The 14,898-nt window shown below is 49.8% G+C and carries 10 protein-coding genes and 1 tRNA gene; 3 read left to right on the forward strand and 8 right to left on the reverse strand.

The annotated features are described in order from the left end of the window. Positions 1 to 52 precede the first annotated feature (52 nt). Positions 53 to 3,511 (reverse strand): mechanosensitive ion channel domain-containing protein, encoded by a 3,459-nt coding sequence (locus F566_RS0121825; RefSeq protein ID WP_020409164.1) that lies wholly within the window; start codon positions 3,509 to 3,511, stop codon positions 53 to 55. Positions 3,512 to 3,727: 216 nt separating this feature from the next. On the opposite strand from F566_RS0121825, the gene F566_RS38080 reads away from it, so the two are divergent. After that, entirely contained in the window at positions 3,728 to 4,012 is a 285-nt protein-coding gene (locus F566_RS38080; protein WP_157496991.1) for an alkaline phosphatase PhoX, read from the forward strand. 59 nt (positions 4,013 to 4,071) lie between these two features. Here the strand turns inward: F566_RS38080 and F566_RS0121835 are convergent. From F566_RS0121835 to glyQ, 4 genes are all read right to left on the reverse strand, one after another. Beyond that, a tRNA-Pro gene (locus F566_RS0121835) sits at positions 4,072 to 4,148 on the reverse strand. A 59-nt stretch (positions 4,149 to 4,207) separates the two neighbouring features. After that, positions 4,208 to 4,756 (reverse strand): D-glycero-beta-D-manno-heptose 1,7-bisphosphate 7-phosphatase, encoded by a 549-nt coding sequence (gene gmhB / locus F566_RS0121840; protein WP_020409166.1) that lies wholly within the window; start codon positions 4,754 to 4,756, stop codon positions 4,208 to 4,210. Positions 4,757 to 4,789: 33 nt separating this feature from the next. Then, positions 4,790 to 6,868: a glycine--tRNA ligase subunit beta gene (gene glyS, locus F566_RS0121845; protein WP_020409167.1), complete on the reverse strand. Its 2,079-nt coding sequence runs from the start codon at positions 6,866 to 6,868 to the stop codon at positions 4,790 to 4,792. Continuing rightward, the gene (gene glyQ / locus F566_RS0121850) at positions 6,865 to 7,818 is read right to left on the reverse strand and encodes a glycine--tRNA ligase subunit alpha (RefSeq protein WP_020409168.1); all 954 of its coding nucleotides are present in this window, start codon (positions 7,816 to 7,818) and stop codon (positions 6,865 to 6,867) included. The genes glyS and glyQ overlap by 4 nt, the downstream gene beginning before the upstream one ends. A gap of 183 nt (positions 7,819 to 8,001) precedes the next feature. Here glyQ and F566_RS0121855 point away from each other — a divergent pair, with 183 nt between their 5' ends. Further along, positions 8,002 to 9,012 carry a lysophospholipid acyltransferase family protein gene (locus tag F566_RS0121855; protein WP_245555286.1) on the forward strand — a complete coding sequence of 337 codons (1,011 nt, stop codon included), beginning with the start codon at positions 8,002 to 8,004 and terminating at the stop codon, positions 9,010 to 9,012. Between the two features lie 9 nt (positions 9,013 to 9,021). Here F566_RS0121855 and F566_RS0121860 read toward each other — a convergent pair whose 3' ends face one another. Continuing rightward, entirely contained in the window at positions 9,022 to 10,707 is a 1,686-nt protein-coding gene (locus tag F566_RS0121860) for a hypothetical protein (RefSeq protein ID WP_026180217.1), read from the reverse strand. A 388-nt stretch (positions 10,708 to 11,095) separates the two neighbouring features. On the opposite strand from F566_RS0121860, the gene F566_RS0121870 reads away from it, so the two are divergent. Further along, positions 11,096 to 12,019, forward strand: a complete 924-nt coding sequence (locus F566_RS0121870) for an alpha/beta fold hydrolase (protein ID WP_020409171.1) — start codon at positions 11,096 to 11,098, stop codon at positions 12,017 to 12,019. Here the strand turns inward: F566_RS0121870 and F566_RS0121875 are convergent. Then, complete coding sequence (locus tag F566_RS0121875; RefSeq protein WP_020409172.1) at positions 12,016 to 13,464, reverse strand: TrkH family potassium uptake protein; 1,449 nt, start codon at positions 13,462 to 13,464, stop codon at positions 12,016 to 12,018. The two genes, F566_RS0121870 and F566_RS0121875, sit on opposite strands and share 4 nt — an antisense overlap. A 55-nt stretch (positions 13,465 to 13,519) precedes the next feature. Continuing rightward, a complete protein-coding gene (gene trkA / locus F566_RS0121880) occupies positions 13,520 to 14,893 on the reverse strand; it encodes a Trk system potassium transporter TrkA (protein ID WP_020409173.1) in 1,374 nt (457 codons plus the stop codon). Between the last annotated feature and the right edge of the window lie 5 nt (positions 14,894 to 14,898).

The following is a 14,898-nucleotide window of genomic DNA, read 5'->3' on the forward strand; positions in this document are numbered from 1 at the left end:
GCTAGATGTGGGACAGGATAGCAATGATAGGGATAGTCTCCCCAGGTTTATATCAATCGACAGCAGGATCTGGTTTGTTACCTTCCGGATTAACCATCCTGATTTCCAATGGAGATTGTGTATCCAAATGAACGTCCCTTTGTGGGAAGGCGATCACAATACCGGCATTGTTCAGCTTCTCATAGATATCAAGGTGAAGCTCTGTCAGTGTTGTCAATCGCACATCCAAGCCACTGATATAAGCTCGAAGGTAAATAATCAGTGCGTTGTCTCCAAAGCTTTCAAAAGAAACGATTGGGGCAGGATCTGCCAGTACATTATGGTTATTGCGAGCGGATTCCTCTATCAGCTCCATTGCTTGTCGAGGGTCTGAACCATAGGCAATACCGATAGGTATGAGCAGCCGGTTAGTCTGGTCTGATAGGGTCCAGTTGAGTAGTCGGCTGGTGATGAATTCTTTGTTGGGAACCAATAATTCCTTCTGGTCCCAGTTCCTGATAGTCGTTGCCCTGATCTTGATCTTGGTGACAACACCGTCTGTATCACCAACGGTGACTACGTCGCCTACTCGGATAGGACGTTCAAACAGAATGATCAAACCACTGATGAAGTTGGCGACAATTTCCTGTAAACCAAAGCCGATCCCGACACTCAATGCGGCTGCGAGCCATTGTATCTGTGACCAACTGGCCCCTATCGTGCTCAGAGCGGCCAGAATGCCAATTGCCACGATAATATAGCCAGAGAGTGTACGCATTGCGTAAAGGCTGCCAGCGGCGAGCTGAATGCGTTGTAGCAGGATAAACTCCAGCAAGGCGGGTACTCTTTTCGCGGCCAGAATAGTCAGCACCACGACGGTGATCGCCAGGCCGATGTCGAACAGTGTGACCGGAACCTGCTGTTCTTTACCTGCAACGGACTCGGTATAAGCCCAGACTGAAATCTCTTCCAAGATACCGAAGGCCGGTAGGATTTCTGACCATATGAGCCAAAGTCCCATAGCCCCGATTAAGACCAGCACAGTATTCAGTAACTCACGACTACCTTTACTCAGCGCATCCAGGTCAACGGTCGGTTCTTCAACTAGGATTTCTGAGCCTTCACTTGTATCGTGGCCCTCCTCTGCCTTCTTCTGCCGGGCCAGATTTCGTTTCTCAATCGCATTGCGATAGGCAATCTTGCGTTGGGTCAGTACCAGCCAGCGGACAACAAGCTGATGAACGAGGAACAGACTGATAAGCAATACAATCGAATTCAGCAGATGTAGACTTAGTGTTCCTGCCGTATAGAGATAGCCTGATAGCGCCACGATAGACAGTATTCCAGGCAGGGTTATGGCGATTAGAACCAGTAATCTTTTCAGTAGAGGGGTCGCAACCTTAAATGAGCGGTTTTCATACACTCTAAGTGCACCATTCGGGTTTTTGATGAGTTTGAAGGTGCAAAAGCTGAACATGAGGATCGTCAGTACCAGAGCCAGATGGGGCAAGGCACCGGTCTTCAGATCAAAGCTGTAATCGTTGCAGAAATAGCTGATAAATAGTGTCGGAATAAAGTAGTGCTGATATCTACCTAGATCCCGGTAAAGATTGGTTACACTGTTTTTAGGCCACTTAAAGTGAAGAATACCCAGCCCGCTAGGAAGACAGAATCTTCTCAGGAAGGCAAAGCTGAAGAAGATGGGAGACAGGGATATCATCGCCTGTGCCGCGGAACTGGTTACCGGTGACATCGCGGGTGTATGAACGATAGCCCGGCCAATAACGTAGATAATGAGAGGCCAGGTAGCAGCGTATACAATCGTCAGAATCAAAGCCCTGATGGTATAGCGATACTCATCTGTTGTGAGCCTCTTAAGGGGTTCCGACAGGCGTTCCAGTTCACGCCGGAAAAAGGAGCGTTTGAACCCAATTACCAATAGTCCCAACATGATAAATCCGGATAAAGGGTTGATTCTTGCTGCGCGAATGAGGTTTTCAGTGGCATCAGGTATCTGGTTAAAGGTCAGCAGTTCTGCCAGCTGTGTTCCCGTGGCGCGCAACATTTCTGGGTTTACGGGAGAGGAGCTTCTTATCCACAAGAGCCGTTCAGTCAGAAATTCATTAAAGCTTTCAATCTTTTGAATAAACTGTCTTAGGGTAAAGTCCAGCTCTCCCAGAGAGCGTATGTAATTTTGATCGATCTCTATGGCCTGTAGTAGGAGTTCTCTTCTCTGCTCCGCCAGGTCAAACAGTTCTGTCTTGACTGATTCATCTATTTCGCCTGGAATACCTTCGAGTAGCTTTTCAATGTAATCCTCCATGTTGCGTAGATCCCGGCGCTCGTCTTCATGCTGTATCTGATGAAGTCCGGCTTCGGCAATTGCATCTCGTTTTGTTATACCACTGGTGCGAAGATTGTTGGTATTGGGAAGCTTTCGCTTCTCTTCTAAAAGAACCTGCCCCAGCGCTTGGCTTAAGCCTGCTATTTCAATCTTCTGTTGAGTGCTACGGAACTGTTCGGCCAGGTCCAAAGATCTCTGATTGGCATTATTTGCGCGGGTCTGAACTTCTTTAAGCTCCCGGCTGGTATCCGCAATATACTGGCTGAGCTCCGTGTTGCGGGAGGCCAGCTTCTGAACTACAGGGTGTTTATCCTTCAGTTCCTGTTCCTGTCTGGCAACGGTCTCCTGTGTTTGTTCGGCACTTTGGAGTCGACGGGAGGAGGCGGAATTTTGTAGTTGCTGAGATTTAAGATTGGAACGCCTTAACTGTAATTCCAGTAATGACAGTTTGGTTTTCAGATATTCCACTCGAGACTGATGGCTGAGAAGCTCCTGCTCCAGCGCCTTTTGTTTTTCCGTCAAAGCTTTGTTTTCCGCCTGCAGCAGCCAGTATCGGGACAGACTTTCAAGATCAGAACTGTCAGGTTCCGGAGTGGTGGCTAGCGCCGATTCGATTTTATCCTGACGTGATGAGAGTTCTCCCAAGGTACGGAGAATAGCAGAGGGGCGATCTTGTATGTTGGTGAGCTTGTGCTCTATATCACTGACTTCAGAGGTCAAGCTGTTCTGATTGGCTTCCTCGCTGAGAATCTGCTGCTCGATGGTTTCAAAGGACAGTTCTTCCAATGTATTGGCGGGTATGCTCGCGGGATTACGCTCCAGTCGCTTTATTTGCGTCTGTATTTCCTTTGTCAGGTTAGGCTGGGTATTAGTCGCCTTTGAATATCTTTGTGATTCCTGTCGACTCTCTTCCGCCTGGTCCAAAAATCCCCTGGTACTTTCGAGCAGCTCAGTCAGGGTTTTTTTTGTGTCCTCCGTTAAGAGAGTATTCTGTTCAACCTGCTCGAGTTGAGTTTCTACCTGTTTACTACTGGGAAGCGCGTGGGCGAGCGAAGTTGTGATGACGGATATCATGGTCACCAGGACTAGAAGCACCAGGTTTCGATATCGCCATTTGAACGCTGTGTTCTGAGACTCTGGCGAATACGAGTGAATAAGAGAGGGGTGTTCGCTTGCCTGATCTGGCATGAAGTACATCCTGGATATGATAAGATCGTTGATAGTTCTCATCTTAGTCAGAATCCATCATAAATGCAGTAGAACGAAAAGCGTATGCGGATCGTCCGAGAGCTGGACGTCGGCATACTGGGTAGCACCTGACATCACAGCGCAATACTTGAATGCCAAGGTAGAGTTATCTCTTTCGAGCCGATTTCCTTCGGCGGTTGATTCCTTCTAGAGGCCTTGATCGTCATTCTTTTATTTGGACGCGGACGCATACCGGCTCTTCAGTATTCTATAAATTCGAACCTATCGGTTAATGGGCCAAATAATATCGCCGTTAGCCAAAGAGGTTCCATTCTTATGTGTGAAGACGGCGGCTCCGATCCCAAGCGTCTGGTAGTGCTGACTCAATCAGGAAACACCTTTCCATCCGCTGAAAATCGCATTGCTCTTGATGAAGGGGATCTGACACTGATCGATGCAATCTATCCGGGAACCAAGGAAAACTTCGGGGATTCGGCGTGAGAGGATTCGATACGCGCCGTGCAACGGGTCCGACCCTGATGGTGAAACCATCATCAAGGTGGTCGGCGTGAGAGGATTCGAACCTCCGACCCCTTCGTCCCGAACGAAGTGCGCTACCAGGCTGCGCTACACGCCGACAGCAAGAGCCTTCAATCATAATCAAGGATGATCCGGCTCTGCAACCCTGGAAAGAAGTTAGATATTTTTCAACAGATTGTCAGTAAATGCGGCCAGATCATCAAATACCGGAACTTCTGCAAATGCTGTATCTGCCAGCTTTTCCAGTGTTCTCTGCCCCTTGCCCGAAGCGACTAGAATCGGATAACAACCCGCTTCCCTGGCGGCCTCCAGATCTCTCAAGCTGTCACCCACAAAGAAGGCTCCCTGCGCCTTGTGATGAAGTTTTTCCTCAATCTGATAGATCAAGCCCGGTGCAGGCTTGCGACAATCACAGTGATCCTCAGGACCATGTGGACAGTAGGCAATGGCATCAATGCTACCGCCTGCTTCCTCGACCAGATCCAGCATCTTTTTGTTCATGTCATGCAGAGTCTGTTCTGTGAAATAGCCGCGCGCGACACCGCTCTGATTTGTCGCTACAGCAACAAGGAAGCCCGCCTTTGTCAGGCGGGCAATAGCCTCAATACTTCCGGGAATGGGGTGCCATTCATCCAGTGACTTAACATAATCGTCAGAGTCCTGGTTGATGACACCATCCCGATCCAGAATGATCAGTTTGTTCACTACTTTGCTATCCACAAACAACAATGTTCTCAATTATGACGCTTTGGTTTGAAGCAGAGAAATATCGGCAATTTGCAGGAAGGTTTCGCGCAACTGGGAAAGCAAAGCGATCCGGTTATTACGAATTGCTTCGTCATCAGCCATGACCATCACCTGATCAAAGAAACTGTCCACCGGTTCCTTCAATTGTGCCAGCTCGGTCAGTGCGGCGGTAAAATCTCTGGCTTCCAGAGACGGCTTAATGGCTTCTGCCTTGGATTGCAGTGTTTCATAAAGTGCATTTTCTGCCGCTTCCTGGAACAGCCCTGAATTGAGGGATGAAGTCTCTGTCACCTCTTCTTTGCTCAGAATGTTGGATACCCGCTTGTTGGCAGCTGCCAATGCCTGGGCTGCTTCCAACTGAGCAAAAGCCGCAACAGCCTGTACTCGCTGATTGAATTCCAGTGGCTTGGTTGGGCGACGGGCGACCACACTCAGGAATACTTCAGCGGCCAGGCCTTCTTCTTCATACCAGGCACGGAAACGCTCTAGAACATAGTCAACAACAGTATCCTGTAGATTTTCTGCTGGCAGATTGCCGTGCAGCTCCTGGGCCCAGGCAACACACTCTGCCAGATCCAGGTCCAGTTCCTTCTCTACCATGATACGCAGCATACCTAACGCTGCACGACGCAGGCCGAATGGATCTTTGGTACCGGTTGGGGGTTGGTTGATACCAAATATACCCACCAGTGTATCCAGCTTATCTGCGATGGACACAGCACATCCGGTGGTGGTTGCAGGTAATACATCACCGGCAAAGCGCGGGAAATACTGTTCTTCCATCGCCGCTGCTACTTCTTCGGCTTCGTTATCCAGTTTGGCGTAGTAGCGTCCCATGATGCCCTGAAGTTCCGGAAACTCCAGGACCATTTCGGTCATCAGATCTGTCTTGCAAAGCTCACCGGCCCGCTTGGCCCATTCGCTGTTTCCACCGATTTTCTCAGCAATTTTGGCTGCCAGCTGAGAAACCCGTTGAGACTTATCATATAAACTGCCGAGTTGCTGCTGAAATACGACTGGCTGCAGACTTGGAAGACGGTCCGCAAGCGTTTGCTTCTGATCGGTTTCGTAGAAGAATGCAGCATCTGCGAGACGAGGACGAATCACCTTTTCGTTACCTTCAATCACCTGTTGCGGATCATTACTCTCAAGATTCGCAATGGTGATGAAGTACGGCAACATACGGCTGTCGTTATCCACAATGTGGAAGTACTTCTGATTACTCTTCATGGTTGAGATCAGGGCTTCAGCAGGTACCTGCAGGAAACGTTCCTCAAACCGACCGGTCAATGCCACTGGCCATTCGTTCAGACTGGCAACTTCATCCAGCAGGTCCTCATCAACTACAGCCTGGCCGTTGGTTTTCGCCGCAGCTTCGATAATCTGCTGACGAATTTTTTCTTTACGAGCGTCGTAATCGGCCATTACAAAGCCAACAGACTCCAACTTTGTTTGATACTCAGAGGGGCTGTGTATGGTGATTTTATGGGGATAGTGGAAACGATGTCCCTGGGTGGTATCCCCGGATTTAAGACCCAGAATACTGGCGTTCACGACTTCATCACCTAACAGCATTAACAACCAGTGAACAGGACGCACGAATTCCACTCGTGAAGCTCCCCAGCGCATACGCTTGGGAATCGGCAGTGCGGCCAGAGATTCATCCACAAAAGTTGGTAATAACTCTCGAGTGGGGGTTCCTGGTTGGACACTTCTGTATACAACCCAAGTGCCCTTATCGGTTTCCAGTTTTTCCAGCTGATCAACCGTTGAACCGCAGGAACGGGCAAACCCTTCCAATGCCTTGGTTGGATTTCCGGCGGCATCATAGGCAGCTTGAATTGCAGGGCCGCGGCGTTCGATTTGCTGATCTGGCTGTTGGGTGGCCAATTCTTTGATCTGAATAGCGAGTCGACGGGGAGCTGCAAAACTCTTTACTTCGCCGAATTCAAGATTAGCCTTGGCCAGACGCTCAGTGACGCCTTGAGTAAAGGCTTCTGACAGTTGTTTCAGTGCTTTTGGTGGTAGCTCTTCAGTACCGAGTTCTACTAGAAAATCCTGGGTGCTCATGACTTCTTCTCCGCTTCGCTGGCCAATACTTCTTCCCGAATCGAGGCATCAGCCAAGGGGAAACCAAGCGCTTTACGCTTATCAAAATAGGCTTTGGCCACTTCGCGGGCCAGAGTGCGCACGCGCAGGATATAGCGTTGTCTCTCCGTAACGGAGATGGCATGACGAGCGTCTAACAAATTAAAGGTGTGAGAGGCTTTCAGTGTCATTTCGTAAGCTGGCAGAGGCAGGCCTTTGGTTACCAGGCGTGCGCTTTCCCGCTCAAAGTAGTCGAAATGAGTAAATAATGTTTCAGTGTCCGCCTCTTCGAAGTTGTAAGTGGATTGCTCCACTTCATTTTGGTGGAAGACATCTCCATAAAGAACCGGCCCCTGAGGTCCGTTGGTCCAGACCAGATCATAGACGCTATCCACATCCTGCAGGTACATGGCAATACGCTCCAGACCATAGGTGATTTCACCGGTGACGGGGTAGCACTCCAAGCCTCCAGCTTGCTGGAAATAAGTAAACTGGGTCACTTCCATACCATTCAGCCACACCTCCCAACCCAGGCCCCAGGCCCCTAATGTGGGAGATTCCCAGTTATCTTCAACAAAACGAACGTCGTGAACGTTGGTATCGATGCCCATTTCCCGCAATGATCCCAGGTAAAGCTCCTGGAAATTGGCCGGCGAAGGTTTCATCACAACCTGATATTGGTAGTAATGTTGTAAGCGGTTCGGGTTTTCACCATAGCGACCATCGGTGGGACGACGGCTGGGTTGAACGTAGGCAGCATTCCAGTTTTCCGGCCCGATGGAGCGAATAAAGGTGGCTGGGTGGAAAGTCCCTGCCCCTACTTCCATATCAAGCGGTTGCAAAATGACACAGCCTTGCTGTGCCCAGTAATTTTGCAAAACAGTGATCAATCCCTGGAAGGTTTTGGCATCGGGTTTACTTATTTCTGTCACGTTAAACACCACTTGGTTAATCAAATTGCCGGGTCGGAAAAATAGAATCCGGTCACGTCAATATCCGGAATGGCAGCAACCTTTCACGGGTTGCAGAACCTTTTAGGTTAACAGGTTCCGACCTGGGCTGTAGAATAAAGCGCCAAATTATACAACTTGCGGGCACTTATTACAGAGTCGAGTGTGTCGGCTTCCATATTTTCCTGCTTTTTATTGCAGAAATCAGTCGTTATGGGGATTATCGCCTCGCAGACGGCCCGTGAATCACAATATATCTGTGCAGAAAAAGGACATCGATTGAGCAATTCAGCAAACAAGGCTCTCTGGATACAGCGTGCTATCAGGTTATTATCAAAACTCTCATTACCGGCCGCCCAAAGACTGGGCCGGTGGGTTGGTCATATTCTGTGGTGGTTTCAGGCTGGGCCGGCGAGGGTGACGCTGACTAATCTGGAGCAGTGTTTTCCGGAGCTGCCTGCCAGAGAACGTCATGCTTTGGCAAAACAAAGTCTGTTACATACCGGAATGGTGGCTGCTGAAATTGGCGCGGTATGGGAGTGGCCTGCAGAAAAGATCTTATCTCTGGTGAAGGAAGTTGAGGGTGAGGAGCTGATTAAATCTGCTGAGTCCGCCGGTAAGGGGCTGGTGTTGCTGGCACCTCATTTGGGGAACTGGGAAGTTGCAGGTCTCTTTTTTGCTGCCAGGTATAAGATGGCAGCGCTTTATCAACCGCCGAAAATCGAAGAACTTGATGACTATATGCGGAAAGTTCGTGAGCGTAACGGTTCCGAATTGGTTCCGGCAAACAAGCGAGGTGTGATGCGCCTGTTTCATATTCTGCGTGAAGGTGGCGTCATCGGCATATTGCCCGACCAGGATCCGGAGCTTTCCGGAGGGCAGTTCGCCCCTTTCTTTGGCATTGAGGCAAACACGATCAAGCTGGTATCCAAGCTGGTGGAGCGTACAGAGGCGAAGGTGCTTTGTGTCTGTGCCGAGAGATTGTCTGATTCCGAAGGTTTCCGGTTGGTGGTGCAGGAAGCGGATTCGTTGATTTATAGTGAGGACTTGCTAATCTCGGTAACAGCATTAAACAGGACTGTGGAAAACATGGTAAATCGCTTTCCTGAGCAATATCAATGGGAGTATAAACGGTTCAAGCGCCGTCCTGAAGGACAGCGCCATTTCTACAATTGAGCTGAATGCTTAGTCCAATTCCGAGGTTGAAATCAGAACTTCATTCGTGGTTCCGGATGACGAAATATTTTTCAGGGAATTGGAACGCCGGGTATTCAGATAGTAAATATCGCTGTTCTGGCCTTCTCCATCCGGGTCAGCATTATCAGTGGAATCCAGTTCCAGTGCGAGCAGGCCGTTGCCCTGCTCTGAAACTCCAACGCCGGTAATCTGCACTTCATTCCCAAGCGAACCAATAGATACCAGACGTAATCCGGTGCTGGTGTCATAACCCAGAAAAGTGGGGCGGTAGAAGTAGTCTCCATCGGCAGTGACGGAAATGGCCCCATCACTTTGAACCAGTATGGGGTAATATTCCACGCCGCGATCCAGGTTTTCCCGCATAAACTTCCATTGCGCATTGGTAAACTGTATACAACCAGAGGCGGCTTCACTGACGGCGCAGGTGTCTGCGTCACTACCACCGTTACAATCGGTGGCGGTTGCACAGTCCAATGCCGAATGAGTCAGATCCGCAATATAGGCGCTATCCGCGTCTGTGCTGAAATAGAGAAGATTATTACTGACGATATAGTCGTTGAGTGTATTCGTCGCAATGGAAACCGCGGTACCGCCCACTTTTTCCACCCGATAAAGCGTATTATCAGTGGCATGGACGACAAGATAGTCTTCAGATTGGGCAATGCGTCCGTCCAATGTACTGCCATTAACATTAATGGGCGTGTTTCCACCCGTCTCCAGATCAATTTTACGCAGTGCTCCGTCATCATTGATGTAGAGGCTTTCGGAGTCGACTTCCCAGTCTTGAGCCGTCAGAGCGGTCTGGTCAATAGAGGTTAACGTGGTGAGCAGAGTTCCAATACTGTCAACCAGCTCCTCCGAGGTATTCAGGTACAGTTCGCCGTTGGCATTTAATAGCAGGTTTCCGTCAGTACTGAGACGACTGATACTGAAGTCATTGCCAGCCAATCCTGTGAGTGTCCTCTCAGGAGTAAGTTCAGGGTCAATAATCTGGACGCTGTCTGCACTGGGGGGATGAACATATCCCTGAATCTCGAAAGCCTCGTTCTGAAGCGGCAGCGAAGTAAACAGTGTGGCGCTGATATTGTTTGGGGAATCTGAACCGTCAGACCCAAGATCAATCTGCTGTTTGAGGTCGTCTGCGGTGTTACAGGTTGAATCCGTACCCGCCGCTCTGAGTTGGAACAGGTATTCTTCATTGCCCAGCCCGTTCGCCATGAATTGGTATGTGCAGCGTTCTTTCAGTCCATTGGATAATGTGCCCATCTGGATCAGGCTCTGCTGATTGGGCTCACCCCGAAAGTAATTGCCGTTCTCCTCAATGACCACATAACTCTGTGTGAAGCGACCTTTACCCAGAGGAATATCCGTGGCAAATGCTTTGGCAGTCTGGCCACTACTCTGGCGCACAACACTGTTGGCACTAATGTCGTAGCTGTAGACAAAACCTTCAGGGTCGCTGCTTCCTGTGTCCTCTACTTCCTTGAAGTACAGATAACGGATAAACGGAAATGATACCTGTGGCTCTGTAATGTCCACCACTGGCGGATCTACGTCGGTGCCCTTGTTCGAGCGCGTGGTTTCATCATCGTCCTCCAGGCCAAGCTCTTCGCAGCCGCTAAAAAGCGGAGCCAGCATAATAATCAGAACTATCGCGCGCCAGTTTAACTCCATAAGAGACCTACATTAACCCAAAGCCTTGATTTACATAAAATACAAATGGACACACTAATTTACATGAATTCAACTGGCCAGTATTTGAACCAGTGCCCCATCCTGAAATTAATCGATCAACTGTCAGTAAAGCCACTATCCGCCCAGGCTATCAACAAGGTCGATCAAATCTCTGGTATAAATTTCTATAAGTTATTGTTCTTGAGGAAGAATAGAGTGAGGGTTACAGAACATGACGGTTAGACTTTCTTCCGCAGAGTGCTATATTTTTGTGATAAAAGTCACAAAAATAATTGAGTATGGTCGTGCGATTTCGGTATTGGCACAGGCTCTTGAAGGACTGTCCAGATCCCTATCAGGAAACCGGAATGACCCTGGGTAATGATTTATGGCCTTGAAAAACGCCTCGGAAAACTCTCAATCAATTGTGGGCAGTATTCGGTATTTGCCGGTGAGTGAGAAGCGGCTCATCAGCTACCGGGAATGGGGGGATCTGAACGGCTATCCGGTTTTCTATGCTCATGGAACACCGGGTTCCAGTTATGAAGGGGCAATGTTTCATGACAATGCCAAAGAGCATCACCTGAGATGGATTGTCATGGATAGACCCGGAATTGGAGAATCCTCTCTGGTATCTGAATATTCTCTCCTTGATTACCCCAAGGATCTTGTCAGATTGGCGGATAAGTTAAACCTGCCTGGGTTTGCTGTTGCGGGCTGGTCCAGTGGTGTTCCTCATACACTGGCTTGCGCCTACGTGATTCCGGATAAGTTGTCTTTTGTCGGAGCACTGGCCGGTTACACTAACTTTGCCGAAATGGCGACTGCCAAGAAACTATTATGGTCTGTGGATCAGCGGGGTCCGAGAATTGCTGATGTCAGCCCTTTTCTGTTTCGATCATTGATGAACATGATTCGGTTGGCGGAGCAGCATCTACCCAAAATTTATCTGCGTTTTATTGAAAGCTCCAGTACACAGGAGGACAAAGCACTGCTGCATCAACCAAAAGTTTTGGATGATTTTCTCGAAAGTCAGCATCTCGCCTTCTGCCAGGGGGCCGAAGGCGTTGTGAAAGATCTTCTTCTGCAGTACCGGGACTGGGGGTTTCGGTTGAAGGATGTTCAATTGCCGGTACATGTTTACCAGGGAATCAGAGATCGCTTTGTGCCCTGGCAATTTGGTGCACATCTGGCAGAACAAATGCCTTTGGTTGATCTGCAATTGCTGGAAAATGAAGGCCATATGTTTCCCCTCCGACACAGTTTCCAGCAGACTTTCATGGCATCCCTGGTGCAGGCGGTCGAGGGCTAACGCCGCCAGAACGTAGGAGTGAACAGGATCAACAGAGTAAATACTTCCAGTCGACCAAGCAGCATGGCAAAGGACAGTATCCATTTGGCCGCATCGTTTAGATCGCCATAATGGTAAGCCACAGAGCCCAGGCCCGGACCGAGATTATTGATACAAGCGCCCACTGCCGACCATGCGGTCACCTGGTCCAGTCCGGTGGCAAGTAATGCCATCAGCATGAAGACAAACATAAACATGTAAACCGAGAAGAATCCCCACACGGCTTCCAGAACCCGGTCGGGTACCGGCTTTTTACCCAGTTTGACCTGAATGACTGCATTCGGGTGAATGATGCGTTTGACCTCACGCATGCCCTGTTTATAGATCAGGAGCATCCGGATCACTTTCATGCCGCCTCCTGTTGAGCCGGCACAGCCTCCTACAAACGCGATAACAAATAGAAGAAACGGCAGTAAATGCGGCCAACTGGCAAAATCTGCTGTGGCGAATCCAGTGGTGGTGGCGACGCTGACGACTTCAAACACCCCTCTCAGAATGGCGTTCATGGGGTCGTAGGTATTGCTGAACATCAGAACCGAAACCGTCAAGAGAGAGACGGCGGCCAGTATCAGAGCATAGAAGCGGAACTCCGAATCTTTAAAGTAAACCCAGACAGAGCGCTGTCGCCAGGCAAAGAAGTGCAAGGCAAAGTTGACACCGCTGATGATCATAAAAACGATACAAATGATCTCTATCATAGGGTTATTAAAGTAACCAATAGAGGCATCGTGAGTGGAAAAGCCTCCAATGGCCACTGTTGCAAAGCTGTGACTGATCGCATCAAAAGCGTCCATACCGGCGAACCAGTACATCAGCGCACAGACTGCTGTCAGCGTGACATAGATATACCATAACGCTTTGGCGGTTTCGGTAATGCGGGGGGTTAGCTTGTTGTCTTTGACCGGACCTGGCGTTTCTGCCCGGTACAACTGCATGCCCCCGATTCCCAGCATAGGTAGTATTGCCACGGCCAGAACGATGATTCCCATGCCCCCGAGCCATTGAAGTTGCTGACGGTACCAGAGGATGGATTTGGGAAGAGAATCGATGCCGGTGATGACCGTGGCTCCGGTGGTGGTTAGTCCGGACATGGACTCAAACACCGCATCCACCAGTTCCAGATGTGGATTGTGGCTCAGGTAAAGGGGCACCGCCCCACTGGCTGCCAACACAACCCAGAACAGGACAGTCACGAGAAAACCGTCTCTGACCCTGAGATCTGCGGTCTTTCTGGCGACCGGCAACCAGGTCAGAATACCTGCAGAAAAAATAACGCCGAAGGCCGTGACGAAAGGTCTTAGATGCCCGTCATCATATATGAGAGATACCACCATAGGCGGAACCATGGTAAAGCTGAACAGCGTCATCAGAACGCCAAGGATGCGGGTGATCGCTGAATAATGCATTAATCAGGTTCGCTTTAATTATCCTACAGTGGTCTCAGGAAAAACTTGTGGTTTATCAGAAAAATGTCAGGCCGACCTGGAACAAACGTTCAATTTCCGCTATCCGGCGTTTGTCGATCACAAACAGGATAACGTGGTCGTCAGGCTGGATTCGTATATGATCATGAGCGATCAGCACCTCCCCCCGACGGACGATTGCGCCAATCGTGGACCCCGAGGGTAAAGCAATTTCATCCAGCCGTTTGCCGACGACTTTCGAAGATCGATGGTCACCATGGGCGATAGCCTCAATCGTTTCTGCGGCGCCTCTCCGAAGTGAGTGAGCGGCCACTACATCTCCACGCCTTATATGTGTGAGAAGGCTACCAATGGTCGTCTGTTGCGGCGATATGGCAACATCGATTTCACCGCCCTGAATCAGGTCCACATAATCCGGGTTATTGATCAGCGTCATCACCTTGCGGACGCCAAGGCGCTTCGCCAGCATCGATGCCATGATGTTGGCTTCATCGTCGTTGGTGACGGCGCAGAATACGTCGGTGTCTTCGATATTCTCTTCCAGCAGCAACTCTTTGTAGGCTGCGTTGCCGTGTAGCACAATCGTTTTATCCAGCTCCTCTGAGAGCTGGACACACCGGCCCTGATTATGTTCGATCAGTTTGACCTGATAGTTACTTTCCAGCATTTCCGCCAATCTTGCTCCGATATTCCCTCCGCCAGCGATCATGATTCTGCGGTAGGGTTTCTCCAGCGGCTGAAGCTCGCTCATGACCTTGCGAATGTGATCTTTGGCTGCGATGAAAAAGACTTCATCGCCTTCTTCAATCACAGTGTCTCCCTGAGGAATAATTGCCCGGTCTTTGCGGTAAATCGCAGCAATTCGGGTATCTATATGAGGAAGATGTGCACGCAGATAAGCTAACTCGTGACCTATGAGCGGACCACCGCGGCTTGCTTTGATTCCCACCAGACGTATCAGCCCTTTAGAAAAATCCAGAACCTGTAGTGCTCCAGGATTTTCGATCAGACGGCCGATATGCTCGGTCACGACCTGCTCGGGGCTGATAATGACGTCAATGGGTACAGCCTCTGGGCAGAACAATCCTTTGCGATCAAGGTAGGCGGCTGTTCGAACCCGACTGATTTTAGTCGGTGTCTTGAATAAAGAGTAAGCAATCTGGCAGGCGATCATGTTGACTTCGTCGCTGTTGGTGACGGCTATCAACATGTCTGCATCGTCGGCGCCAGCCTGTTTCAATACGTTGGGGTGAGAGGCCTGACCCTGTACCGTGCGGATATCCAGGCGATCCTGGAGACCGCGGAGTCGCGTGGCATCAGAGTCCACGATGGTGATATCGTTGGCTTCGCTGGCGAGGTTCTCCGCCAATGTGCCCCCAACCTGGCCGGCACCAAGAATAATAATTTTCATAGGAA

Source organism: Hahella ganghwensis DSM 17046, assembly GCF_000376785.1.
Classification (GTDB): Bacteria; Pseudomonadota; Gammaproteobacteria; order Pseudomonadales; family Oleiphilaceae; genus Hahella; species Hahella ganghwensis.